Origin of the sequence: Caulobacter segnis (genome assembly GCF_003243465.1) — a bacterium.
Taxonomy (GTDB): Bacteria; Pseudomonadota; Alphaproteobacteria; order Caulobacterales; family Caulobacteraceae; genus Caulobacter; species Caulobacter segnis_A.
The window spans coordinates 1-23,389 of sequence record NZ_QFQZ01000007.1 but is presented as its reverse complement, the minus strand read 5'-3'; the positions used below and the strand labels follow the sequence as shown (position 1 = coordinate 23,389).

General features: G+C 68.2%; 21 protein-coding genes, 1 pseudogene and 1 riboswitch. Of the genes and pseudogenes, 13 read left to right on the top strand and 9 right to left on the bottom strand.

Going from position 1 to position 23,389, the window contains the following annotated elements:
* Nucleotides 1-6 precede the first annotated feature (6 nt).
* The 7 genes from DI526_RS03920 to DI526_RS03890 all read left to right on the top strand — a co-directional run bounded on the left by DI526_RS03920 (nt 7) and on the right by DI526_RS03890 (nt 8,852).
* Nucleotides 7-855, top strand: a complete 849-nt coding sequence (locus DI526_RS03920) for a neutral zinc metallopeptidase (RefSeq protein ID WP_304274260.1) — start codon at nt 7-9, stop codon at nt 853-855.
* An 80-nt stretch (nt 856-935) separates the two neighbouring features.
* Nucleotides 936-1,042, top strand: a riboswitch (TPP riboswitch).
* A 73-nt stretch (nt 1,043-1,115) separates the two neighbouring features.
* Entirely contained in the window at nt 1,116-2,954 is a 1,839-nt protein-coding gene (thiC, locus tag DI526_RS03915) for a phosphomethylpyrimidine synthase ThiC (RefSeq protein WP_304274257.1), read from the top strand.
* A gap of 58 nt (nt 2,955-3,012) precedes the next feature.
* Entirely contained in the window at nt 3,013-4,383 is a 1,371-nt protein-coding gene (locus tag DI526_RS03910) for a S41 family peptidase (RefSeq protein ID WP_304274254.1), read from the top strand.
* Nucleotides 4,384-4,655: 272 nt separating this feature from the next.
* A complete protein-coding gene (locus DI526_RS03905; RefSeq protein WP_304274250.1) occupies nt 4,656-7,379 on the top strand; it encodes a TonB-dependent receptor in 2,724 nt (907 codons plus the stop codon).
* A gap of 100 nt (nt 7,380-7,479) precedes the next feature.
* Complete coding sequence (locus DI526_RS03900; protein WP_304274248.1) at nt 7,480-7,866, top strand: hypothetical protein; 387 nt, start codon at nt 7,480-7,482, stop codon at nt 7,864-7,866.
* Nucleotides 7,867-7,929: 63 nt separating this feature from the next.
* Complete coding sequence (locus tag DI526_RS03895; RefSeq protein WP_304274245.1) at nt 7,930-8,265, top strand: GIY-YIG nuclease family protein; 336 nt, start codon at nt 7,930-7,932, stop codon at nt 8,263-8,265.
* Nucleotides 8,265-8,852, top strand: coding sequence for a DUF2239 family protein (locus tag DI526_RS03890; protein WP_304274243.1), 588 nt, complete (start codon nt 8,265-8,267; stop codon nt 8,850-8,852). The genes DI526_RS03895 and DI526_RS03890 overlap by 1 nt, the downstream gene beginning before the upstream one ends.
* Here DI526_RS03890 and DI526_RS03885 read toward each other — a convergent pair.
* From DI526_RS03885 to DI526_RS03875, 3 genes are read right to left on the bottom strand one after another with little or no spacing between them, the layout of a single operon-like run.
* Entirely contained in the window at nt 8,807-9,850 is a 1,044-nt protein-coding gene (locus DI526_RS03885; RefSeq protein ID WP_304274240.1) for a ThuA domain-containing protein, read from the bottom strand. The two genes, DI526_RS03890 and DI526_RS03885, sit on opposite strands and share 46 nt — an antisense overlap.
* Before the next feature lie 5 nt (nt 9,851-9,855).
* Entirely contained in the window at nt 9,856-10,242 is a 387-nt protein-coding gene (locus DI526_RS03880; protein WP_304274236.1) for a VOC family protein, read from the bottom strand.
* Nucleotides 10,243-10,285: 43 nt separating this feature from the next.
* Entirely contained in the window at nt 10,286-11,293 is a 1,008-nt protein-coding gene (locus DI526_RS03875; RefSeq protein ID WP_304274234.1) for an SDR family oxidoreductase, read from the bottom strand.
* A gap of 127 nt (nt 11,294-11,420) precedes the next feature.
* On the opposite strand from DI526_RS03875, the gene DI526_RS03870 reads away from it, so the two are divergent.
* Nucleotides 11,421-12,848 carry an MATE family efflux transporter gene (locus DI526_RS03870; RefSeq protein ID WP_304274231.1) on the top strand — a complete coding sequence of 476 codons (1,428 nt, stop codon included), beginning with the start codon at nt 11,421-11,423 and terminating at the stop codon, nt 12,846-12,848.
* 87 nt (nt 12,849-12,935) lie between these two features.
* On the opposite strand, the gene DI526_RS03865 is transcribed toward DI526_RS03870, so the two are convergent.
* Together DI526_RS03865 and mdoH are read right to left on the bottom strand one after the other, a co-directional pair.
* Nucleotides 12,936-13,832, bottom strand: coding sequence for a cobalamin biosynthesis protein CbiG (locus DI526_RS03865; RefSeq protein ID WP_304274228.1), 897 nt, complete (start codon nt 13,830-13,832; stop codon nt 12,936-12,938).
* Nucleotides 13,833-13,922: 90 nt separating this feature from the next.
* Nucleotides 13,923-15,917 (bottom strand): glucans biosynthesis glucosyltransferase MdoH, encoded by a 1,995-nt coding sequence (gene mdoH / locus DI526_RS03860; RefSeq protein ID WP_304274224.1) that lies wholly within the window; start codon nt 15,915-15,917, stop codon nt 13,923-13,925.
* 282 nt (nt 15,918-16,199) lie between these two features.
* Here mdoH and DI526_RS03855 point away from each other — a divergent pair, with 282 nt between their 5' ends.
* Nucleotides 16,200-16,550 (top strand): copper-binding protein, encoded by a 351-nt coding sequence (locus DI526_RS03855; RefSeq protein WP_304274221.1) that lies wholly within the window; start codon nt 16,200-16,202, stop codon nt 16,548-16,550.
* A gap of 51 nt (nt 16,551-16,601) precedes the next feature.
* Here DI526_RS03855 and DI526_RS03850 read toward each other — a convergent pair whose 3' ends face one another.
* Nucleotides 16,602-17,627 (bottom strand): NADP-dependent oxidoreductase, encoded by a 1,026-nt coding sequence (locus tag DI526_RS03850; protein WP_304274218.1) that lies wholly within the window; start codon nt 17,625-17,627, stop codon nt 16,602-16,604.
* 113 nt (nt 17,628-17,740) lie between these two features.
* Here DI526_RS03850 and DI526_RS03845 point away from each other — a divergent pair, with 113 nt between their 5' ends.
* Both DI526_RS03845 and DI526_RS03840 read left to right on the top strand, forming a co-directional pair.
* Entirely contained in the window at nt 17,741-18,658 is a 918-nt protein-coding gene (locus tag DI526_RS03845) for a Gfo/Idh/MocA family protein (protein ID WP_304274216.1), read from the top strand.
* Nucleotides 18,659-18,689: 31 nt separating this feature from the next.
* Entirely contained in the window at nt 18,690-19,328 is a 639-nt protein-coding gene (locus DI526_RS03840) for a LysE family translocator (protein ID WP_304274214.1), read from the top strand.
* Between the two features lie 69 nt (nt 19,329-19,397).
* Here the strand turns inward: DI526_RS03840 and DI526_RS03835 are convergent, their stop codons facing one another.
* From DI526_RS03835 to erpA, 3 genes are all read right to left on the bottom strand, one after another.
* Nucleotides 19,398-20,303, bottom strand: a complete 906-nt coding sequence (locus DI526_RS03835) for a hypothetical protein (protein WP_304274212.1) — start codon at nt 20,301-20,303, stop codon at nt 19,398-19,400.
* Between the two features lie 54 nt (nt 20,304-20,357).
* Complete coding sequence (xth, locus tag DI526_RS03830; RefSeq protein ID WP_304274209.1) at nt 20,358-21,146, bottom strand: exodeoxyribonuclease III; 789 nt, start codon at nt 21,144-21,146, stop codon at nt 20,358-20,360.
* A 378-nt stretch (nt 21,147-21,524) separates the two neighbouring features.
* On the bottom strand, nt 21,525-21,857 hold the full coding sequence (erpA, locus tag DI526_RS03825; RefSeq protein ID WP_304274205.1) for an iron-sulfur cluster insertion protein ErpA: 333 nt from the start codon (nt 21,855-21,857) through the stop codon (nt 21,525-21,527).
* An 88-nt stretch (nt 21,858-21,945) separates the two neighbouring features.
* Here erpA and DI526_RS03820 point away from each other — a divergent pair, with 88 nt between their 5' ends.
* Both DI526_RS03820 and DI526_RS03815 read left to right on the top strand, forming a co-directional pair.
* Nucleotides 21,946-23,130, top strand: a complete 1,185-nt coding sequence (locus tag DI526_RS03820) for a deoxyguanosinetriphosphate triphosphohydrolase (protein WP_304274202.1) — start codon at nt 21,946-21,948, stop codon at nt 23,128-23,130.
* Between the two features lie 161 nt (nt 23,131-23,291).
* Nucleotides 23,292-23,389 (top strand): annotated as a pseudogene (locus DI526_RS03815) (SPOR domain-containing protein); the annotation flags it as partial.

The following is a 23,389-nucleotide window of genomic DNA, read 5'->3' as shown; positions in this document are numbered from 1 at the left end:
GCTTGCATGGAGTGGGAAGGGGGCCGTCGGTCCGGCAATATCGAGGATCGACGCGGTCTGGGGCCGGTGGGGATCGCCGGCGGCGGCATCGGCGCGGTGGTGCTGGCGGCGATCGGTTATTTCGTGTTCGGCATCGATCCGCGCACGACCATGGATGTCGCCCAGGGCCTGCAGCAGCCCGCCCAGCAACAGGGCGCGCGCGGCGAGGTCTCCGACCGCGACGGCCAGTTCATCGACGTGATCGAGACCTCCAACCGCGAGGTCTGGACGCCGATCTTCCAACGCGAGGGCGTGGAATACCGCCCGCCCGAGGCGATCGTGCTCTACAAGGAGGCCACCGGAACCGGCTGCGGCACGGGCCAGTCGGCCATGGGGCCGTTCTATTGTCCGGCCGACCAGAAGGTCTATCTGGACCTGTCGTTCTGGCGAGAGCTGGAGGGCCGCTTCGGCGCCAAGGGCGAGTTCGCCCGCGCCTATGTGGTCAGCCATGAGATCGGCCACCACGTCCAGCACCTGCTGGGCGCGGATCAGCAGGCCCGCCGCCTGGGCGCGCGCGGGCAGGAGAGCGGCTCGGTGCGGCTGGAGCTGCAGGCCGACTGTTACGCCGGCGTCTGGGCCGCGCACGCCGGCGAGGCGTCGGGCGGACGGATCGTGATCAATCGCTCCGACGTCCAGGACGGCCTCGGCGCGGCGGCGGCCGTGGGCGACGACACGCTGCAGAAGCAGACGCAAGGGCAGGTCGTGCCCGACAGCTTCACCCACGGCACGAGCGCCCAGCGGATGCGGTGGTTCAGCCGCGGCTATGAGCAGGGGGACCCGTCGGCCTGCGACACCTTCTCGGCGGCGAGCCTCTGAGCCGGCTCGGAACGCGGCGCGCGTGACCGCTTGACCGGCATCAACGCTTGACCTGCGCGTCAGCGCGCCTAGTGTCCGACCTCTGTTCACCGGGGGGCCGCGCGCGCGGCTGAGATTGGGCTTCCGGCCCTGACCCGTAGAACCTGATCCGGGTCATGCCGGCGAAGGGAGGGAACGCGGACGCGGCCTAGATGGCGTCCGTCAGACCGACTCAAGCACGACACGTCCGGGTCTCCTTGGAAGCTTGAGGAGCGCCCGAAATGAACATCCAGACGACCATCAAGGCCGTGGCCGAGACGATCTCGACCGGTCCGATCCCCGGCTCGCGCAAGGTCTACCAGGCCGGCGAACTGTTCCCCGACCTGCGCGTGCCGTTCCGCGAGGTGGCGGTCCACCCCTCGGCCAACGAGCCGCCGGTGACGGTCTATGACCCGTCCGGTCCCTACACCGATCCGACCGTCGCCATCGACATCGAGAAGGGCCTGCCGCGCACCCGCGAGGCCTTCGTGCTGGCGCGCGGCGACGTGGAGGTCGTCGCCGATCCCCGCCAGGTGAAGCCCGAGGACAACGGCTTCGCCCAGGGCAAGCACCTGGCCCCCGAGTTCCCGGACGCCAGCCGCAAGATCTACCGCGCCAAGCCGGGCAAGCTGGTCACCCAGCTGGAATATGCCCGCGCCGGGATCATCACCGCCGAGATGGAATATGTCGCCATCCGCGAGAACCTGCGCCGCGAGCAGAACGCCCCGTGCGTCCGCGACGGCGACGACTTCGGCGCCTCGATCCCGGACTTCGTGACGCCGGAGTTCGTGCGCCAGGAAGTGGCCCGCGGCCGCGCCATCATCCCGGCCAACATCAACCACGGCGAGCTGGAGCCGATGGCGATCGGCCGCAACTTCCTCGTCAAGATCAACGCCAACATCGGCAATTCGGCGGTGCTCTCGACGGTCGCCGACGAGGTCGACAAGCTGGTCTGGGCCACGCGCTGGGGCGCCGACACGGTCATGGACCTGTCCACGGGGCGCAACATCCACAACATCCGCGACTGGATCATCCGCAACAGCTCGGTGCCGATCGGCACGGTGCCGATCTACCAGGCGCTGGAGAAGGTCAACGGCGTGGCCGAGGACCTGAACTGGGAGGTCTTCCGCGACACCCTGATCGAGCAGTGCGAGCAGGGCGTCGACTACTTCACGATCCACGCTGGCGTGCGCCTGCCGTTCGTGCCGCTGACCGCCAAGCGCGTCACCGGCATCGTCTCGCGCGGCGGCTCGATCATGGCAAAGTGGTGCCTGGCGCACCACAAGGAGAACTTCCTCTACGAGCGCTTCGAGGACATCTGCGAGATCATGCGCGCCTACGACGTGTCGTTCTCGCTGGGCGACGGTCTGCGTCCGGGCTCGACCGCCGACGCCAACGACGAGGCCCAGTTCGCCGAACTGCGCACCCTGGGCGAGCTGACCAAGGTGGCGTGGAAGCATGGCGTCCAGGTGATGATCGAGGGCCCGGGCCACGTGGCCATGCACAAGATCAAGGCCAACATGGACGAGCAGCTGAAGCACTGCCACGAGGCCCCGTTCTACACCCTCGGCCCGTTGACCACGGATATCGCGCCTGGCTACGACCACATCACCTCGGCCATCGGCGCGGCGATGATCGGCTGGTTCGGCACGGCGATGCTCTGCTACGTCACGCCCAAGGAGCACCTGGGCCTGCCGGACCGCGACGACGTCAAGACCGGCGTCATCACCTACAAGCTGGCCGCCCACGCCGCCGACCTCGCCAAGGGTCACCCCGGCGCTGCCATGTGGGACGACGCCATCAGCCGCGCGCGGTTCGAGTTCCGCTGGGAGGACCAGTTCAACCTGGCCCTGGACCCCGAAACCGCCCGCAAGTTCCACGACGAGACCCTGCCGAAGGAGGCGCACAAGACCGCGCATTTCTGCTCGATGTGCGGGCCCAAGTTCTGCTCGATGAAGATCAGCCAGGAGGTCCGCGACTTCGCGGCCGCCAAGGCCCCGAACGAGGCTGAACTCGGCATGGCCGCCATGAGCGAGAAGTTCAAGGAGCAGGGCTCGGAGATCTATCTGAAGGCCGAGTAAGGCCTCTATTGCGTTGATTTCACTGGCGCGGCGGCGGAGAGCCCTCCACCGTCGCGCCATGAAAAGCCTGAGTCTCGCGGCGGCCGCCGCTGTCGTCGCCTTCGCCGCCCCCGCCTTCGCCGAAAGCCCGTTCTGGTCCGTCCAGACCAAGGGAGTCGTCGCGTCCGAACTGCGCGGCGTCTGGAAATCCCGTGGCTATGGCTGGATCGTCGAGTTCGGTCCCGAGGGCGGCAAGCTGTTCCAGACGGCTGGCGGCGCCTGCTACGCCGATCCGCGCCGCGAGCCCGACCCGGACGGGATCATGGGCGTCTGGCGCGCGGAGGGGCAGGGGACGATCACCCTGGCCGGCGATCCCGCCGCCACGCGCTACCTGTTCGACCGCCTGCCCAGCCTTCCGACCGCCTGCGGGTCCACGGCGACCTGGACGCCGGACCGGATCGTGGCCTTCGCCGCCGACACCTTCGCCGAACTCTATCCGCGGTCGGCGGAGCGCGGTCTCGACTGGCCGGCGCGTCGCGCCGCCGCCATGGCCAAGATCGGTCCGCAAGCCGACGAGGCCCAGCTCTGGGCGGCGCTCGCCGAACTGATGGCCGGTCTCGATGATCCGCACGTCGAGCTGCACGGCGTCGTCGCCGGGGCCCAGCGCGACCTGGAGCCTGGAGTCGCTCCGACCCTGTCGCGCGTTCACGCCGCCGATCCCGACGGGGGCGAAAAGGCGTGGCTGCAGGCCTATCGCGACGGCGTCCTGACACGCATCCTGGCCGGCAAGGGGCGGCAGGCCGCCAACAACCGGATCTTCTGGGGCCGGATCGACGACATTGGCTACCTCAACGTCGTGACCATGGGGGCGTTCGCGCGCAACGCGGCGCCGGACGATCCCCGCCCCCTGGACGCGGTGCTGGACGAGGCTCTCGCCGCCTTCGCCGGCGCCAGGGCGGTGGTGGTCGACGTCAGCAACAACCGCGGCGGCTATGACACCATCAGCCGCGCGATCGCCGGCCGGTTCACCGACCAGCCGCGTCCCGCCTACGCCAAGATCGCGGTCGGCGCGAAGGCGACGGCGCAGACGGTGACCGTCGAGCCCGCCCGTGGCCCACGCTTCACGGGCCCTGTCTATCTGGTCACCAGCGACATCACTGTCAGCGCGGGCGAGACGTTCGGCCTGATGATGAAGGCCATGCCCAATGTGAAGCAGGTCGGCGGCGTCACGCACGGCGCCTATTCGGACCAGCTGCCCAAGCCCCTGCCGAACGGCTGGGCCTTCGCCCTGCCGGCCGAACTCTACAAGGCCCCCGATGGTCGGGATCTCGAAGGCAAGGGCTTGGCGCCGGATCAGCCGATGGTGATCTTCCCGGCCGACGACCTGGCGGGCGGCCACGCCAAGGCCATCGAGGCGCTTCTGGCCGAGATTCGGCGCGGCGGACGCTAGAGGTCGTCAGGCTTGCTCCGGCGCGAGATTTGTTTCGCGCTAGACACAAAGTTGCAGCCTTCGCCGTGAGCTTGTCCCGCGTGTAACCGAATTTCAAAGCTTCACCCTGGGGGCGGCGCGCCCAGGACACACTGGTGCGCGCTTTATCACACATAGTGGGGGACGGCGCCGGGGGGCGTTGCGACGCGGGACCTTCCCCCGTAAGAGCGGCGACCCTGCGTCGACGCCGCCTGCGCGGCGCTCCTGCTTGCAACTCCTGTTTCGTGGGCCGAATGACCCTTTCCGTGCTTCTGTATGGCCTGGCCGCCGCCGCGCTCGATCCTGCCACCGCGGCGGTCACCACCCCCGTGCCCGCCGCCGTTCCCGTGGTCGAGGACCAGAAGCAATCGACCGTCAAGGACGACGCGCCCAACGAGGTCGAGGGGCTGGTGATCCAGGCGGATCCGCGCGGCAAGGTCGAGGGCGACATCAAGCCGGACATCGAGCTGAACGAAGCCGAGATCCAGAGCTTCGGCGCGACCAGCATCGGCGAACTGCTGACCATGCTGACGCCCCAGACCACCAGCACGCGCGGCCGCGACGGCGGCGGCGGACCGGTGCTGCTGGTCAATGGCCGCCGCATTTCCGGCTTCCAGGAGATCCAGGGTATCCCGCCCGAGGCGATCGAGAAGTTCCAGGTTCTGCCCGAGGAGGTCGCGCTCAGCTACGGCTACAAGGCCGACCAGCGGGTCGTGAACATCATCCTGAAGAAGAACTACAACGCGCTGCAGACCCAGGCCGCGGCCACCGTCGCCACGAACGGCGGACGCACGAGCCCGAGCGCCGGCGGCAACCGGGTCCAGATCAATGGCGACAAGCGCTGGAACGTCGACGTCCAGCTCTCCCACGAGCCTTACCTGCTGGAGACCGACCGCAACATCGTCCGCGCCGCCAATGGCCAGCCCTACGATCTTACCGGCAATATCGCGGGCGTCGGCGGCGCCAACATCTCGGACCTGTCCAGCCTGACGGGCGGCGCCGTGACCTTCGCCGGCGTTCCGAGCTCAGCCCTGATCGGGCGCGCCAGTCTTTCGGACTATGCGCGGCTGGCCAACAGCTACAACACCGACGACCTGACCCGCGACCGCTCGCTGATCTCCCAGTCCGACAAGGCGACGCTGCGTGGCTCCTACAGCCGCGACCTCAACAGGCAGACCCAGCTGACGATCAGCGGCAACCTCGAGGACACCAGCAGCCATGCCCTGCTGGGCCTGCCCGGCGTGAGCTTCACCCTGCCGGCGGGCAGCCCGTTCTCGCCGTTCTCTCAGGCGGTCACCGGCTATCGCTATATCGACGCGCCGGGGACCCTGGCGCGCGACGTCGACACCCTCCGCACCCAGGTCAGCATGGCCGCCAACGGCCGGGTCAAGGACTGGCGCTGGAACCTGACCGGCGACTTCGACCGCACCACCACCGACACCACCACCGGCCGAGGCCTGGACGCCTCGCCGTTGCAGGCCGCGCTTTCGGCCGGGGATCCGACCGTCAATCCGTTCGGCGTGATCCCGTCCAGTCTTTATAAGACCGTCGCGGCCGACACGGCGCACTCGGTCTCCACCGCGGCCAGCGCCGAGCTGGTGCTGAACGGTAACCTGTTCCAGCTGCCGGCCGGTCCCCTGCAGACGACGTTCAAGGTCGGCGCCAACAGCAAGGGCCTGGATTCCAAGACCGTCCGCTCCGGCGTGACCACCAGCCGGGATATCACGCGCACGACCGAAAGCTTCCAGAGCAGCTTCAACCTGCCGCTGACCAGCACCCGCCAGGACTTCCTGGCCAAGGCCGGCGATCTCTCGGTCAACTTCAACCTCGGCTATGACGACCTGTCCGACCTGGGCGGACTGACCACCCTGGGCGGCGGCCTCAACTGGGCGCCGATCAAGCAGGTCAGCTTCATCGCCAGCTTCACCGACGAGGAAGGCGCGCCGTCCACCAACCAGATCAACGATCCGGTGCTGGTGACGCCGAACGTCTCGGTGTTCGACTTCACGACCGGCCAGACCGTAATCATCACCCGGACCGACGGCGGCAATGCGAACCTTCGCAACGACAACCGCCAGGTCCAGCGGTTCGCGGTCAACTACAAGCCGTTCGACAAGATCGAGCTGACCTTCAACGCGACCTATACCCGCGCCGAGACCAAGAACATGATCTCGTCGTTCCCGGCGATCACGCCGGACCTGGAGCGCGCCTTCCCCGAACGCTTCACCCGCGACGCGACGGGGCGGCTGCTGGCGATCGACGCGCGGCCGGTGAACTTCGCCAGCGCCGAAAGCGAAAACATCCGCTGGGGCTTCAACCTGTTCAAGCCGATCGGCCAGCCGACGCCTGGCGCGCCGGCCGGCCCGGGCGGGCGCTTCGGCGGCGGTGGCCCGGGCGGCGGCGGTGGAATGCGCTTCGGCGGCGGCGGTCCTGGCGGCCCCGGCGGTCCGGGCGGCGGCGGTCCGCCGCCTGGCCTGATGCGGCCGGGACAGGGCATGTTCCAGCTGTCGGTCTATCACACGTGGCGGCTGACCGACGAAGTGACCATCCGCAAGGGCCTGCCGGTCCTCGACCAGTTGGACGGTTCGGCGATCAATTCGCGCACCGGCCAGGCGCGGCACGAAGTCCAGATCCAGGGCGGCTACTTCAAGGACGGCCTGGGCATGCGCTTCAATGGCAGCTGGAAGGCCTCGACCTGGGTCAATGGCGGCGCCACGGGCGGGCAGACGCTGTACTTCTCGGATCTGGCCACGGTGGGCGTGAACTTCTTCGCCAACTTCAGCTCGCCGGCGCGGAAGAAGGCGGTGGATCGCTTCCCGATCCTGAAGGGCGCGCAGGTGTCGCTGAACTTCGACAACATCTTCGACGCCAAGCAGACGGTTCGAGACCAGAACGGCAAAACGCCGCAGGCTTACCAGCGCGATTACTTGGATCCGTTAGGGCGCACGGTGCGTATCGGCTTCCGAAAACTGCTCTAGCGGCGGTGAACGACAGGTGATCGGCGTCTCAACACGTCCTTAAGCTGTTGGTCGCATCGTCGAGTTCTGAGCGGCCGATTTGGCTGGGTCGGAGGTCGTCATGTCGATCATGACATCCGGTACGCGTCGCGGTGGCGATCACTTTGAACCTACGGATACGGACCCGCAGGTCCAGCGTCGCATGCGTGGCTATCTCGAACAGATCGACTACACCGCCTTCGCCTCGAACAAGGCGGTGCTGTCCGTCACCGTGCCGCGCGTGGAGGGCGAGCAGTTTCAGCGGCTGGCCGTGGCCGCCTCGACGGCGCGGGCTCGCTGGGTGACCGAGGCCGTGGCCATGACCGACCACGGCGCGACCCTGACCGAGGCTCAGGTGGCCCGCCTGCACCATCTACGCTCCACCTATGAGGAACTCACCTCGGTCTACGAGGCCATGCGGCGCATGGTCGAGCGCGGCTACGTCGCCTATCGCCCGATCCCGGCATAAATAAATCCGGGTAATATTGACTCGGAATATCATCCGGGTAAAAGCAGCGTCCAGGAGGCGATCATGTCCGGACGCAAGGCGCTGCTGCGCGCATACAAGGAACGCAAGGTCGAGGCGGGGGTCTACGCCGTTCGCTGTCACGCGACCGGTCAGGCCTGGGTCGGCGCGACCCCGGACCTCGCCACGCGGCAAAGCGGGGTTTGGTTCACTTTGCGGCTCGGTTCGCACCGGGAGCCGACGCTGCAGGCGGCGTGGAACGCCCATGGCGGCGAGGCCTTCGCTTTCGAGCCGCTCGAGACCATCGACGTGGAGGGGCTCGACGCCTTCGGTCGCGCAAGCCGCCTGAAGGACCGCCGCGACCACTGGGTCGGAACGCTGGGCGCGCGGGGGCTGAGCTGATGGAAGAGCGCTATGTCGTGTTCCGGGGGGACCAGCGCGTCGCCGTCGGAACCCGCCTGGAAGCGGGTCTGGCGGCCCGCGCCCTGGCCGGCGAGCCGGGCGTGTTGATCTTTGGCCCCGACGGCCGCGGCGTCGACTTCGACCTTAGCGGAACCGCGGATGACGTCGCGGCGCGGCTCGCGCCCGCCGAGGCGCCGCGCGGGCGCGGAAGGCCAAAACTTGGCGTTGTCGCGCGCGAGGTCACCCTGCTGCCGCGCCACTGGGATTGGCTGGCCAGCCAGCCGGGCGGGGCCTCCGTGGCGCTACGCAAGCTGGTTGAGGCCGCCAGCCGCGCGGCCTCTGGTCCGGATCGCCTCCGCACCGCGCGAGAGGCCGCCTACCGCTTCGCCTCGGCCATGGCGGGCGACCTGCCGGGCTTCGAGGAGGCCATGCGCGCCCTGTTCGCGGGCGACGACACCGCGTTCGAAGCCAGGATCGAAGCCTGGCCCGGCGACATCGCCGCCCAGCTTCGAACCTACGCCGCGGAGGCGTTCGGGCCTGATCAGGCCTCGGACTTGGCCAGCACTTCGGCCAGCAGGGCGGAATAGGCCGCTTCGAACGGCGCCCGGTCGCTGTCGGGCTTCATCGGCCACAGCGGCCGCAGCGCCGCGGACCGGGCCGCCGCGTCACGCAGCCAGGCAGGGTCGGCCTTCGCCAGTCGCATGGCGCGCTGATCGATCTCGGCCGCCGGGCGTCCGGCGTAGGCCAGCAGCGACCGTAGCGCCCACAGCGCCTGCGCGTTCGGATTAGGCTTGGCCGCGCCCGGGAGGCGGCCGGCGGTCCAGCGCACCGCGTCGACGATCTGCCGGCGATAGCGCGGGTCGTCCCAGGTGCTCGGGGTGTGGCCCAGGTTGGTGTAGAACAGGCGACCCTTGCCGACCTGGCGTGTCCAGGTGATCGGCACGAACCACGGGCGCTTCAGCGCCATGTCGCTGAAGTCCATCGCCTGCAGCACGCGAACCTTGGCGGGGTCGTAGTCGGCATACTGGTAGATCTCTTCGGCGTAGGTAAAGCGGCGCGGCCAGGCCTGGTTCATCGGCTCCTTCGCCTCGCCCAGCGCCTGGATGGTGATCGGCGTGCCTTGCGTCCAGGGATGGCCGGCGAACTTGCCGTTGATGAAGGCGGTGTAGGTCTCGCCGGGGCCGTCATAGGGCCAGCCGGTGTCGGTGGCGCTGTGCAGGCCGACGAAACCGCCCTGGCCGCTCTTGATCCAGTCCTGAATCGCCGCCCAGGTCGCCGGGGCGATCGGCAGGGCGCCGGTCGTGTAGAACACCAGGACGTCGATATCCTTCAGGATCTCCGGCGTGATTGTGCTGGCGTCGCGCGTCGAGCGGACGGTGAAGACGCCCGAGCGCGCACCGATCTCGGCCATGGCCACTTCCGACAGGGTGGGGCCATTGCTCGCCTTGGGCGGCGTGACCGGCGCATGCACGAAGCCGACCGACTGGTCGAGATAGAGCACCCGCACCTGGCCGACCTTGGGCGCGGCGGAGGCGGGGAGAGCGAAAGCGAGAAGCGTCGCGATCAGAACGAGCAGGCGCGTCATGCGGTTCAAGCCTTGGGTTGCAGGAGGTCCCAACGGTTCCCGTGGAGATCCTCGAACACCGCCACCGTACCGTAGGCCTCGTGACGTGGTTCTTCCAAGAACTTCACGCCGGCGGCGCTCATGCGCGCATGATCGCCGGCGAAGTCGTCGGTGTGCAGGAACAGCCAGACGCGGCCGCCGCCCTGGCGGCCGATCGCCTCGGCCTGGTCGCCTATGGCGCGGGCCAGCAGGAAATTCGTCCCATCAGAGCCGGGCGAGACGACGACCCAGCGCTTGCCGCCGCCCATGTCGGTGTCCTCGACCAGATCAAACCCCAGCTTGCCGACATAGAAGGCGATCGCCGCGTCGTAGTCGGCGACCAGCAGGGAAACGAGGGCGACGCGGCGGGCCATGGGCGACTCCTTGAACAGGAGTCGCTCTTAGCATGCGCGCCGATCAGCCGCCGCTATAGCCGCCAATGATCGGCAGGATCTCGCCGGTAATGAAGCTGGAGGTCTGGGGCGAGGCCAGGAACACATAGGCCGGCGCGATCTCCTCGGGTTGGGCCGGGCGTTTCATCGGCGTCTGGCTCCCGAACTGGGCGACCTGCGGCCCCAGCTTGTCGGCCGGGTTCAACGGCGTCCAGACGGGGCCGGGCGCGACGGCGTTCACGCGGATGCCCTTGTCGACCAGATGCGTCGCCAGCGAGCGCGTAAAGGCATGAATGCCGCCCTTGGTCATCGAGTAGTCGAGGAGGTCCTTATTGCCCAAGAGGCCGGTGACCGAGCCGGTGTTGATGATCGCGCCGCCCTTGGGCAGGTGCTTCACCGCCGCCTTGGCCATGTGGAAATAGCCGTAAAGGTTGGTCTTCAGGGTCCTGTCGAAGTGCTCCTCGGTAAGGTCCTCGAAGTCGGTGACGTGTTCCTGAAAGGCGGCGTTGTTGACCAGCACGTCGAGCCGCCCGAACGCCTCAACCGTCTTTTCGACGGCGGCCTGGGCGTAGGCGGGATCGGCGACGTCGCCGGGCAGCAGGATGGCGCGGCGGCCTTCCATCTCGACGGCCAGGCGGGTGACCTCGGCGTCCTTGTCCTCGCTGAGATAGGCGATGGCGACGTCGGCGCCTTCGCGGGCGAACAGCACGGCCACGGCGCGGCCGATGCCGCTGTCGGCGCCGGTGATCAGGGCGACCTTGCCCTCAAGCTTGCCCGAGCCCTTGTAGAAGGGGGCGTCGTACATGGGCGCGGGATCCAGCCGGTATTCGTCGCCCGGCTTGCTCTGGTGCTGCTCGGGGAACGGCGGGGCGGGATAGGGGCGCGCGCCGGCCTGCATGGCCTCGGACTCGTCGTCGTCCTTCGACTGGAACGAACGCTCCTCCTGGGCGTCCAGCGGCGCCTGGATGGCGCGCTCGGCTTCGGCGGCGCGGTCGCCGGCCTGTTCGAATTGCGGCGTTTGGGTCTCAGCCATGGCTGCCTCCTGAGCGTGAGCCCGGAAAACCACTGGCGCCGCGCGATGTTCCAACCGTCACTGAAAGCGGTTGCTCCCACGAGGCGCTTCGGCCACCTTGCCCGCCTTCTTTGACATTGGTGACCTCATGCCGCGCGACGCGGCCGGAACGGCGCTTCCTTCGAAGCCGCCGCGCGGCCCCATCCTCACTGACCTGATCGAACTGCTTCGCCTGGCGGGGCCGGTCGTGCTGTCGCGCCTGGGCATCATGGTCATGGGCCTGACCGACGCGATCGTCGTCGGACACTACTCGGCCCAGCAACTGGGCTTCCACGCCATGGCCTGGGCCCCGTCCTCGATCTTCGTGACCATGAACGTCGGCCTGCTGGTCGGGGTGCAGGTGATGACCGCCCGCGCCATCGGCGCCGGCAGGCGGCACGAGACGGGCGCGGTGCTGCGGCGAGGCCTGACCTACAGCCTGTGGCTCGGCCTCGGCGGCATGGCGATCCAGGCGCTGCTGGGACCGCTGTTCCTGCACAGCCTGGGCCTGAAGGACGGTCTCGCCGACGGCGCGACCCTGCCGCTGATCGTCTTCTCGCTGTCCCTGCCGATCTACTGCGTGTCGGTGGTGCTGACCTTCTGGCTCGAAGGTCTGGCGCGGCCGACGCCGGGGGCGGTGATGATGTGGCTGGCCAATCTGGTGAACCTGGCGGCGAACCTGCTGCTGGTGCCGGGGACCTTCGGCCTGCCGGCCCTGGGCGCGACGGGCGGAGCCTGGTCGACCTTCGCGGCGCGCGTCGCCCTGCTGGTCGCCCTGGCGATCTATGTGCTGCGGATGAAGGAGGCCCGCGAGCTGGGCGTCTTCGACAAGCCGGCGCGCGACCGCCCCGCCGAGATCGAGCAGCGCCGGATCGGTTATGGCGCCGGCGCATCGAACTTCTTCGAGGTCTCGGCCTTCGCCGGCATGAACCTTGTGGCGGGCTGGATCGGCGCCCTGGCCGTCGCGGCCTGGGCGGTGGTGCTGAACGTGGCGGCGATCATCTTCATGATCCCACTGGGCGTCGCCTCGGCGACGGCGGTGCAGGTCGGGCGAGCCTATGGCGCCCGCGACCCGGCCGGCATGACCCGCGCCGGCTGGATCGCCTTCAGCGTGATCGCGGTGATCGGCTTGGTCGCCGGCCTGCTGCTCTATCCGACCCGGCATTGGGTGGCCCTGGCCTATACGACCGATCCGGCGGCGCTGGAGCTGATCCTGCCGGCCCTGTTGCTGACCTGCTTCTTCCTGGCGCCCGACGCGGTGCAGGTCGTGGCGGCCCAAGCGCTGAGGGCGCGCGGCGAGGTGTGGGTCCCGACCATCACCCACCTGATCAGCTATGCGCTGGTCATGGGGCCGCTGGCCTGGTGGCTGGCGATCCCGCGCGGCATGGGCCTGAACGGGGTGGTGCTGTCGGTGATCGTCACCAGCTTCCTGGCGGCCGGCTTCCTGCTGGCGCGGTTCAGGATCCTGGATCTGCGGGACAAGCGGAACGCACCTTCTCCCCCTGCGGGAGAAGGTGGCGGCGCAGCCGCCGGATGAGGGGTTGCGCGGCGCTCGTCGGATAGGATCTTCAACCCCTCATCCGTCTCGCTCCGCGAGCCACCTTCTCCCGCAAGGGGAGAAGGATTACGAGCCCAGGATCCAGCCTTCTTCCGTCTCGGCGACGGCCAAGGCGTCCTCGTCCAGCCCCTTGGGCGCGGCGAAGACGGCGGCCAGCTTGCCGGTTTCGTCCAGCTTGGCGAAGTGTTCGGCCAGTTCCCGCACTTGGGCCAGGTCCTTGACCTCGCCCGGGGCCGGAACGGCCTTCAGCAGCGACGGATAGACCTCGGCCACCACGACGGCGACGCCCTCGAGGTCGGCCTCGGTCAGCGCCTTGAAGCCCGTCTCGAACGGCCAGACGCGCACCGCCTCACCGCGCGCGTCCTTCAGGCGGCGCACGGCCGGGATGCCGACGATCGCCTGTCCGCCGACCGAGCCATTGTAATAGAGCTTCCAGATCGAGTGCGCGCCTTTCGCGGCCTTGTCGGCCTGGCGGAACTCCGGGAGGTCGTCCGGACCGTGCTCGCGGACGCGCTTGGGCTGCAGGGTCGTCAGGGCGTCCTTGGGCGGGCAGCCCCAGAACGGGAAGGGGCCGCCGGTCAGGCGGCGGTTGATCTCCGAGCCGACGCCGAAGCGGTTGTTGGTGTTGTCGGCCTTGTCCTTGACCATCTTGGCCAGTTGGTCCCAGACCGCGCGCCAGGGCTTGTCGCCCGGCAGGGCAAGGGCCTTGGCCAGGCCGCGGGGAAAGCCAAGCGGGAAGTCGAAGCCGACCAAGGCGCGCTCGCCCCGCTTCTTCAGGTCGTCGAGGATGGCCGCAAGGCGCGTCTCGGCCTCGGCGCGGGTCGCCGGATTGTAGCTCTCGAAGGTCAGGCGAAAGCGCACGTCGCGCTTGAGCACGCCGATCCAGATGGAGTCCGCGCCCGTGCTCGGCTTGGCCGCGGCGCTCCAATCCACGATCACATAGGCGCTGAACAGACGCGACACGGCCCACGGCTCCGAAAGAGAAACGAAGCCGCGCTTCTACCCTTCCGGGAGCCCCGCCGCCAGATCATCAAAGCGCTTGACGCGCCGATATCAGGCCGCGTCGCGGATCTTTGTGGTCGGGCCGATCGGACGACCGTTGCGGGCGAACCAGCGGATCGGCGGCTCGCAGGACGGACCCAGGGCCGCGCGGACGATGGCCGGCGGACGGCGCTCTTCCGGGGTCATGAACAGGCCGTTGGTCTTCAGCTTCAGGCCGGCGACCTTGTGGGCGCCCAGCATGGTCAGCGGCACGGCCAGCACGAGGCCCAGCAGGATCGGCGCGGTCGAGGTGAACAGGTCCGGCGTGAACCAGAAGATGCTTCCGAGCACGACACCCGCAACGCTGATCCAGCCCATGGCGGCCGAGGCCTCCTTAAAGCTGACCTTGTCGGCGTCGCGGCGCTGGGTGGCCCAGCCGCCGACCTTGCCGGCGAGGATTTCCACGATGGCGCGGGTCTGGGTGAACATCAGCATCGGCGCGACGAGGGCCGACAGCAGCATCTCGGTCGCCAGGCCGGCGGCCATGCGGCGCTTGCCGCCAAAGCCCTTGACCTCGGCCTTGCGGTTCAGGACGAGGATCGCGCCCAGGATCTTGGGCCCGAACAGCAGCACGAAGGTGATGATCATGGCCCAGGCGGTGGCCTGGATCTCGCGCCAGTCGATCAGGGCGTGGGCGGCGGCCTGCAGGTCGGCCATGGTGAAGGCGGCCTTCTTCAGCTCGGGCATCAGGGCGCGCGAGGTGATCCCGGCCGACAGGGCGATGAACCACAGCGGCGACAGGGCGTAGCTCAGCACGCCGATCACGAGGTGCAGGCGGCTCATCCAGTGCAAGCCGGGCAGGCCGACCAGCGGCACGTGCTGGATGTTGCCCCGGCACCAGCGACGGTCGCGGGTGGCGAAGTCGAGCAGGTTCGAGGGGCTCTCCTCGTAGGAGCCTTCCAGATAGGGGGCCAAGTGCACGCTCCAGCCGCCGCGGCGCAGCAGGGCGCTTTCCAGGGCGTCGTGGCTCATCACCTCGCCGCCGAAGGGCTTCGGACCGGCCAGATGCGGCAGGCCGCAGGTCTCGGCGAAGGCGCGGGTGCGGACGATGGCGTTGTGGCCCCAGAAGGAGCTCTCCGTGCCCGACCACCAGGCCAGGCCCGTCCAGGCGACGCGGCCGTACAGGCGCGTGGCGAACTGCAGGGTGCGGGCGAAGATCGTCTGGCCGTTGATGATCATCGGCATGGTCTGGATCAGGCCGGCGCCCGGGTGACGCTCCATGGCGTCGGCCAGGCGGACCATCGCCTCGCCGGTCATCAGGCTGTCGGCGTCCAGGACCAGCATGTGCTCGTAGCCGCCGCCCCAGCGGCTGACCCAGTCGGCGATGTTGCCGGCCTTGCGCCCGGTGTTTTCCTTGCGGACGCGATAATAGACGTTGCTGTGGGCCTCGCGGCGGAAGCGGGCGAAGCAGGCCTGTTCGGCCAGGGCCACCTGGGCGTCGCGGGTGTCGCTGAGCACGAAGATGTCGAAGTGGCGGCTCAGGCCCGTCTCGGCCAGCGAGGCGTCCATGGCGCGCAGGCGGGCGAAGACGGCGGCGGCGTCCTCGTTGTGCACCGGCATCAGGATGGCGGTGCGGGTGTGCAGCTTGGGCATCGGCTTTTCGCTGTCGATGCCCAGCGGGTCCTTGGGCTTGCCCAGCAGGATCACGAAGCCGGCCACGGCCGTGCAGAACCACAGCGACAGGGCCAGGAACAGCGGGGCCAGCAGGGTCAGCACGATGGCTTCGAGGCGAGTCACGCCGCCCAGGGCGATGGTGTCGAAGGTGGCCTTCCAGCCGGCGACGCCCATGACGATGGTGGCCAGGGCGACGATCCAGCGGCGCATGGTCATGTTGGCGACGATCGAGGCGGCGCGGCGCGGGCCGCCTTGCCAGAAGCCCAGCGGCTGGACCGGCATGGCCAGCGGCGCTTCGGCCGGGATCTCGACGCTGTCTCGGCGCGGGACGACCTGATCGAGGGACACGCTCGTGGAGGTGCGCACGTCGAAGAGGGCGGAACGATCGCTCATATCGTCAGATCTCGGACTTTTCCGGCGAGCCGGGCTCTCTCCGAATGTTTCGTCGCCCTAAGCCCTTTCCGCATCGCCCAGGCTCCGCTAGGGGAACCGCGCAAGCGCACGTGACGGATTCATGACGGCGAAAACCGGCGTGGAGAAGCACCGGCGACGCACACAGTAAAACCTCGATCACAAATTCGCTACCGGAAATCACGTCAATCTCGCAGTGGCGAGAAATTACCCTGGCCGCGAGCCGTACGCGGGCAGGTCGCCTCACAGGAGAGTTTTGCTAACATGATGAATTGCCGGAATTTCCTGTTTTTGGCCGGCATTCTGGGCCTCACGGCCTGCGACGACGCTTCAGCGCCCTCGCACGTGAAACCCGCTGGGGTTGAAGCGGTGGCCTCCACCGAGGCGCTGCCGGCCTATGAGGCGCAAGGCGTCATATCCAGCCTGGACGGGCAAATTCTCACGCTCGATCACGACGGCGCGAGCGCGGCGGGACTGAAGCCCGGCCGCGACCGGTTTATCGTCTATGCCGACACGCTGGCCGAGGCGCCGATCACGCCGGGCTCCCGCGTGAAGTTCCAGTTCAAGAAGACGGCTGGCGGCCTGGAAGTGTCCAGCTTGGAGGCTCGCCCTTAATCCAACCCGGTCATCCCGCGAACAGGTCGCGAGATGACCGTGTGAGGGGATCTAGCTGAGCTTCACAAGCATCTTGCCCAGGTTCTCGCCGGTGAAGAGCTTGACGAAGGCGTCCGGCGCGCGCTCGACGCCTTCCTCGACGGTTTCTTTCCAGGTGATCTTTCCGGCCTTGATCCACTCGGCCATGTCCTGGGCGAACTGCGGGAACATGTCGGCGTGGTTCGAGACGATGAAACCCTCCAGGCGCAGGCTCTTGCCGACCGCCTGGATGATGTTCGGTGGGCCTTCGGGCTTACCCGTCTCGTTGTATTGCGAGATCATTCCGCACAGGGCGAAGCGGGCGAACGGACGCGCCGAGTTGATCGCCGCCTCCAGGTGCACGCCGCCGACATTCTCGAAATAGACGTCGATGCCCTTGGGGGCGACCTTGGCCAGTTCGGCCACCACGTCAGGCGTGGCCTTGTAGTCGATCACGTGATCGACGCCGATCGACTTCAGGAACGCGACCTTCTCGGGACCGCCGGCCGAGCCGATCACGGTGTGGCCCTTCAGCTTGGCGATCTGGCAGACGACCGAGCCGACCGCGCCGGCGGCGGCCGAGACGAAGACGACGTCGCCTTCTTTAAGGGCCGCGATGCGTAGCAGGCCGACATAGGCGGTCAGGCCGGGCATGCCGACCACACCGAGGAAGGCCTGGGGCGGGATGCCGTGCGTCTCGATCTTGGTAATGGCGCCGAGGCCCCCGGCCGCCAGCGCCTTGTGCGAGGCGTTGTAGGCCTCGCGCCAGCCGAACATCGAATTGACGATGTCGCCCGGCTTGAAGTTCGGATCGTTGGAGGCGACGACCTCGCCGATCGCGCCGCCTTGCAGGGCCTGGCCGATCTGGAAGGGCGGGACATAGCTGGGCCGATCGTACATCCGCCCGCGCATATACGGGTCGACCGACATCCACAGATTCCGGACCTGGATCTCATCGGGGCCCGGCGCGGGCAGGTCGACGGTGGCCAGTTCGAAGTCCGAGGCCGTGGGCAGGCCGACGGGACGGCTCTTCAGGCGGATTTCGCGCGACGTGGTCATGATCTTCCTCCCTTGGCCAGGCCAAGTCTGCTGATTTAAACGACTGTTTAGCGCGTCCTTACGGAAGCCTCCAGTGCTTCTATGCGACCGCGAAGCGGAGTAGGAAGCGCCCCATGACCCAGACTTTGAAAGCGGGCGTCGTCGGCGCCGGAGTGTTCGGCGGCTATCACGCCAAGAAATATGCGGAGCTGCCGGACGTGACGCTGGCGGGCGTGTTCGACGTCGATCTGGCGCGGGCCGAGGCGCTGGCCGGACCGCTGGGCGCGCAAGCCTTCGACGACATGGACGCCTTCCTGGCCGCCGTGGATGTCGTGACCGTCGCAACGCCGGCGGTGCATCACGCCGGCGCGGCCCTGGCGGCGCTGAAGGCGGGCAAGCCGGTCTATTCCGAGAAGCCGCTCGCCGTGACGCCCGAGGACGCCGACAAGATGGTCGCCGCCGCCGCCAAGGCCGGCGTACCGCTGGCCTGCGGCCACCAGGAGCGGGTCGTGTTCCAGGCCATGGGCCTGCTCGACATTCCCGAGCAGCCGCTGCGGCTGGAGGCGGTGCGTCGCGGCACGCCGTCGGACCGCAACCTCGACGTCTCGGTCGTTCTGGACCTGATGATCCACGACATCGATCTCGCCCTGGCGCTTTGCGACGGCGAGCCGGTGGCGGTGGAAGGCGAGGGGGCGATCGCTCGCTCGACCTCGCTGGACTGGGTCAAGGCCGAGGCGAACTTCGACAACGGCTTCACCGCCGTGTTCGACAGCTCGCGCGTCGCCGAGGCCCGCGAGCGGACGATGAAGGTCGTCTATCCGTCGGGCGAGGTCGAGATCGACTTTCTGACGCGCGCCTTCCGCAACACCACGCCTTACCCGTTGATCGAGAACTTCACCGAAACCCCGGCCGGCAAGGATCCGCTGGGCTTCTCTGTGGCCGGTTTCCTGGCCGCCGTCCGAGGCGAGGCGCCGCGTCCGGTCGTGACCGGCGCTGAAGCCGCCCGCGCGCTTGATCTGGCCCTGGCGGTCGAGCAGGCGGTAGAAGGCTAAGGAGCTGCTCGCTGACCCTGTGGAGACGATCTTGCCGCACGACGCCTGGCCGATCGACCCCACCGTCCTGCTGCCGTTCCTGGTGGCGGTGATCCTGATCGAGCTCACGCCGGGTCCGAACATGGGCTATCTGGCGGGGCTCTCGGCGGTCGAGGGGCGCCGGGCGGGTCTGGTCACGGTGGCCGGGATCACCTGTGGCTTGCTGGCCTATATGCTGGCCTCGGTGGTTGGCCTGACCGAGATCCTGCGGGTCAATCGTCCGCTCTACGATCTCCTTCGCTGGGCGGGCGTCGCCTATGTCCTGTGGCTGGCCCTGGACGCCTGGCGAGGCAAGGAGAAGGCCGAAGACCTTCGCGACGGCGCCAGCGACTGGACGCATTTCCGCAAGGGCCTGCTCGCCAACCTGCTGAACCCGAAGGCGGCGCTGTTCTACGTCACCTTGCTGCCGGGCTTCGTCCAGCCTGGCCATGCCTCGCCCGTAGCCCAGGCCCTGATCCTGGGCGGCGCGCATATCGGGGTCAGCATCCTGGTCCACGCAACCATTGTCCTGTCGTCGGACGGGCTGGCGCGGCGACTGACCCTGGTCGGAAGCAGCGTCATGGCGCGCCGGCTGTTCGCGATCGCCCTGGTCGCCACCGCGGTCTGGATCGCAGTGGAAACCGGCCGCTAGAGCGTGAGGCCGAAAGTGGGAACCGGTTTCGGCTGACCTCACGCTCTAAGTGTCTGATTGAGAGCCGGGTCAGTCGTCCAGGTCGAACGGCAGCTCGTTCTGGTCGCTGGGCGTCTCGCGGCGGGCCTTGGACACCGGCTTGTAGACCGGCTCCGGCGGCGGTGCAGGCGGCGAGCGGTCGTCCTCGTCGTCATCCCACGGCGGGTCGTCGAACATGTCCGGCTCGGCGGGGCGGGGGCGCGTGGGCGTCGGACGAGCCACCTGATCGAACGACGAGTGCCGGGCGCTCGGCGAGGGCGCGACGGGCGCGGGCTCCGGCGCGGCGAACGTCTCGTCGTCAGGCTCGTCGTCGAAGGTTTCCGGAGGCGGCGGCGGCGGCGCTGCGGGCGGTCGCGTCGGCGTAGGCCCGGTCGTGAAGGCGGCCGGCGCGGCCTTTTCCGGCCGAGGCGGCAGCGGACGGCGGACGATCGCCTCGCAGCGGGCGAGCCAGCGGTTGGCCTCCTGCACCAGCTCGCCGGCCGAGCGGCTTTCGCGGCGCTGCTCGTCGCCGGGGGTCCACAGATCGAGCGTGAAGTCGGGATGGCGCGGATCGTCGAAGACCAGGCGCAGGGTCACGGTGTCGGCCTGGGGCGACATGTGGTCGATGGCGCGGCGGCCTTCGCCCCGGAACACCCGGCCCATGACCTGATTGTCGACCAGGAGTTCGGCTCCGGTCAGCTCTTCCAGGCGATAGACCAGGCACCAGCCCCCACGGTCCCAGGCGACGGCCAGGAGGTTGGTGGAGAACGAGAAACCCGCGCCGCGGCCGCGCCCCCGCGCGACGATCACGCCCTCCGGTTCGCTCTTGAGCACATTGCGCAGGGCCCGGCGGATGCGCCGGTCCTCGTCGCCGTACCAGATGGCGAAGCTGCCCAGGAACGTCACCGCCGTGCCGGCGATGGCCACGAACAGCAGAAGACGCGCGAGTTCGCTCATGAGGCGCAGACTAGCGGCGCTTGCGATTCCCGCACAGGGGGACGCGTCGTCGCGTCAGGCGCGGAAGTGACCGACGACCGGCACGTGGTCGGACGGCTTTTCCTTGTCGCGCTCGTCGCGGTGAATGACCACGTTCTCGAGGCGGTCGGCCGCTTGCGGCGACAGCAGCAGGTGATCGATGCGAATGCCCAGGTTCCGCTGCCAGGCGCCGGCCTGGTAATCCCAGAAGGTATAGCCGCCCGGGGCGCCGTCGGCCTGCATGTAGGCGTCGGTGAGGCCAAGGTTCTTCAGGGCGCGGAAGGCGGCGCGGCTTTCCGGGCGGAACAAGGCGTCGTTCACCCAGGCCTCGGGGTTGGCGACGTCTTGCGCCTCGGGGATGACGTTGTAGTCGCCCGCGATGACCAGCGGCTCCTCGAACGTCAGGAGGCTTTGGGCGTGGGCGTTCAGGCGGCGCATCCAGGCGAGTTTGTAGTCGAACTTCTCGGTGTCGACGGGGTTGCCGTTGGGCAGGTAGATGCCGGCGACGCGGAACGGCGTCGGCGCGCCGATCACCGCCTCGACATAGCGGGCCTGCTCGTCGACCTCGTCCTCCGACAGGAAGGGCAGGCCCTTGCGGACGTCCTCGACCGGATGCTTGGAGAGCAGGGCGACGCCGTTATAGGTCTTCTGGCCGTGGACGACGATGTTGTAGCCGAGGCGCTCGAAGGCCTCGGTCGGGAACTTCTCGTCGACGCACTTGATCTCCTGCAGCACCGCGACGTCCGGCGTCTCGGCCTCGAACCAGCCCAGGACACGCTCCAGGCGGGCGTTGACCGAATTGACGTTCCAGGTGGCGATGCGCATCGGGGACTCCAGACTTGAGGCCGGAAGCTAGGGCCCCAAGCGGAGCGGCTCAAGCGTTGCTTGGCGGCTAGATCGAGAAGCTGACGTTCATGTTCCCAGTGCGAGGGGGCGCGAGCAGCCGTCAGAGTATTACGCCCCTAAGCGCAAAGACCTCGATCAAGTCGTGCATCAGACGAGCTACGATTTGGCGCTCCTCATCGGGCGTAACCTTCATGAGGAAATCCGTTCGTTTCGGACTGATTTCGCTTTCCTGCCATTTGGATATGCCACATTCCATCAAGGTCGTCCTCACCAAGTCGACCTTGTCGGGTAAGATGGGAAGAACGAGCCTGGAGGTCTTGGGCATAGGGCGAGGCTCTCACGATCGTGCTGAGTAAGCTAGATCGAGAAGCTGACCCCGCAGCCGCAGCTAGACTTGGCGTTGGGGTTGCGGACCCGGAACTCCGCGCCGGCCAGTTCGTCGACGAAGTCGATCTCCGAACCCTTCAGCAGGGCCAGGGAGACGACGTCCACCAGGGCGGCGGCTCCGTCGCGCTCGATCTTCAGGTCGTCCTCCTCGACGGAGTCGACCAGGTCGAAGCGGTACTGGAAGCCCGAGCAGCCGCCGCCGTCCACGGCGATGCGCAGCATCAGCGGGCGGCCTTCGCTCTCGCTGATGGTCTTGATGCGGCGAGCGGCGTTTTCGGAAAGCGTTAAGTCTGTTTGGGTCATGGCTGTGGAAAAGTCACCTTCGCCCTATATGAGGGTGTCGCGGCCTCTTCGGAAGGGGCCAAATCGTTCAACGCGATAAAGGCGGTCTATGTCTCAGGTCCCGTACTTCGTCCCGCGCGCGCCCTACGCCGAAGATCCCTTCAAGTCCAAGGGGCGCCGCTTCAAGGAAGACGAGAGCCGGACCCGCACCCCGTTCGCCCGCGACCGCGATCGCATCATCCATACCTCGGCGTTCCGCCGCCTGAAGGAAAAGACCCAGGTCTTCGTCGCGCACGAGGGCGACAATTTCCGCACGCGCCTGACCCATTCGCTGGAAGTGGCGCAGGTGGCGCGCTCGCTGGCCACGGCCCTGGGCCTGGATAGCGATCTCGCCGAGACCATCGCCCTGGGCCACGACCTGGGTCACCCGCCGTTCGGCCACGCCGGCGAGGACGAGCTCGAGATCCAGATGCGCGACTACGGCGGCTTCGACCACAACGTCCAGACGTTCCGGGTCGTAACCGAGCTGGAGCACCGCTATCCGGACTTTCTCGGCCTGAACCTGACCTGGGAAACCCTGGAAGGGATCATCAAGCACAATGGCCCGGTGACCAATAAGCTGGGCAAGCCGTCCTGGAAGGCGATCTCGAAATACGACAACGAGTATGAGCTGGGCCTGGATAGCTGGGCCTCGGCCGAAGCGCAGGTCGCGGCCTTGGCCGATGACATCGCCTACAACAACCACGACGTCGACGACGGGGTCACCGCCGGCCTTTTCACCCTGGACGAGCTGATGGACGTGCCGCTGATCGGCCCGATCCTGTTCGCGGTGAAGAGCGAGCGTCCCGATCTCGACCCGCGCCTCACGCATCTGGAGGCCGTGCGCCGCATGATCGGGGCGATGGTCGACGACGTCATGGGCGAGACCCTGCAGCGCGCGGCGGCCAGCGGTGTCCAGTCCGCCGACGACGTGCGGGCGCTGGACCACGCCCTGGTCGCCTTCTCCCCCGACATGGCCGAGGACCTGGCCCGCCTGCGCGCCTTCCTCTACGAGCGCATGTACCGCCACTGGCGCGTCAATCGCACGCGCAGCCAGGCTCGCCGTATTCTCGGCGAAATGTTCGCGCTATTCCTCAAGGAGCCGGAGGTCCTTCCGACCTACTGGTTCGCCAAGTCGCAGAACCGCGACGAAGCGGGCAGGGCGCGGGTGGTGTGCGACTACATCGCCGGCATGACCGACCGTTTCGCGATAGAAGAGCACCGCAAGCTGTTTCATCTCGACGTCTGGAACTAGGCTTCCTCGCGCGGGGCGGAGCGGCTGGGCCAGCGCGCCTGACAGCCTGTCGCGCGGCGCGAACGCTTCTGGGACCGCGCGGCCTTGGGGTAACCTAGGAGCCGGCGCGTCCGATTCGAGGCCTTCGATCCGCGCCCCGAGTTTTTGGAGCTTAGCTTACGATGTCCGATCCGCACCGCGGGGCCTATACGCCGCCCACCGACGCGCCTTTGTCGTTCGACGCGCGTCAGCCCGTGCGCGGGGCGCGCCCGCTGCCCAT

What these genes read in the sequence shown, in the direction of transcription:
- DI526_RS03880 (WP_304274236.1), bottom strand. Translation starts at nt 10,242, where the DNA reads ATGGCCCGCCGCGTCGCCCTCGTTTCCCTGCTGGTCGCCGACTACGAC.
- DI526_RS03900 (WP_304274248.1), top strand. Translation starts at nt 7,480, where the DNA reads ATGTCGATCATGACATCCGGTACGCGTCGCGGTGGCGATCACTTTGAA.
- DI526_RS03910 (WP_304274254.1), top strand. Translation starts at nt 3,013, where the DNA reads ATGAAAAGCCTGAGTCTCGCGGCGGCCGCCGCTGTCGTCGCCTTCGCC.
- DI526_RS03895 (WP_304274245.1), top strand. Translation starts at nt 7,930, where the DNA reads ATGTCCGGACGCAAGGCGCTGCTGCGCGCATACAAGGAACGCAAGGTC.
- DI526_RS03905 (WP_304274250.1), top strand. Translation starts at nt 4,656, where the DNA reads ATGACCCTTTCCGTGCTTCTGTATGGCCTGGCCGCCGCCGCGCTCGAT.
- DI526_RS03920 (WP_304274260.1), top strand. Translation starts at nt 7, where the DNA reads ATGGAGTGGGAAGGGGGCCGTCGGTCCGGCAATATCGAGGATCGACGC.
- DI526_RS03870 (WP_304274231.1), top strand. Translation starts at nt 11,421, where the DNA reads ATGCCGCGCGACGCGGCCGGAACGGCGCTTCCTTCGAAGCCGCCGCGC.
- DI526_RS03845 (WP_304274216.1), top strand. Translation starts at nt 17,741, where the DNA reads ATGACCCAGACTTTGAAAGCGGGCGTCGTCGGCGCCGGAGTGTTCGGC.
- xth (WP_304274209.1), bottom strand. Translation starts at nt 21,146, where the DNA reads ATGCGCATCGCCACCTGGAACGTCAATTCGGTCAACGCCCGCCTGGAG.
- erpA (WP_304274205.1), bottom strand. Translation starts at nt 21,857, where the DNA reads ATGACCCAAACAGACTTAACGCTTTCCGAAAACGCCGCTCGCCGCATC.
- DI526_RS03875 (WP_304274234.1), bottom strand. Translation starts at nt 11,293, where the DNA reads ATGGCTGAGACCCAAACGCCGCAATTCGAACAGGCCGGCGACCGCGCC.
- DI526_RS03820 (WP_304274202.1), top strand. Translation starts at nt 21,946, where the DNA reads ATGTCTCAGGTCCCGTACTTCGTCCCGCGCGCGCCCTACGCCGAAGAT.
- thiC (WP_304274257.1), top strand. Translation starts at nt 1,116, where the DNA reads ATGAACATCCAGACGACCATCAAGGCCGTGGCCGAGACGATCTCGACC.
- DI526_RS03890 (WP_304274243.1), top strand. Translation starts at nt 8,265, where the DNA reads ATGGAAGAGCGCTATGTCGTGTTCCGGGGGGACCAGCGCGTCGCCGTC.
- DI526_RS03855 (WP_304274221.1), top strand. Translation starts at nt 16,200, where the DNA reads ATGATGAATTGCCGGAATTTCCTGTTTTTGGCCGGCATTCTGGGCCTC.
- DI526_RS03885 (WP_304274240.1), bottom strand. Translation starts at nt 9,850, where the DNA reads ATGACGCGCCTGCTCGTTCTGATCGCGACGCTTCTCGCTTTCGCTCTC.
- DI526_RS03850 (WP_304274218.1), bottom strand. Translation starts at nt 17,627, where the DNA reads ATGACCACGTCGCGCGAAATCCGCCTGAAGAGCCGTCCCGTCGGCCTG.
- mdoH (WP_304274224.1), bottom strand. Translation starts at nt 15,917, where the DNA reads ATGAGCGATCGTTCCGCCCTCTTCGACGTGCGCACCTCCACGAGCGTG.
- DI526_RS03835 (WP_304274212.1), bottom strand. Translation starts at nt 20,303, where the DNA reads ATGAGCGAACTCGCGCGTCTTCTGCTGTTCGTGGCCATCGCCGGCACG.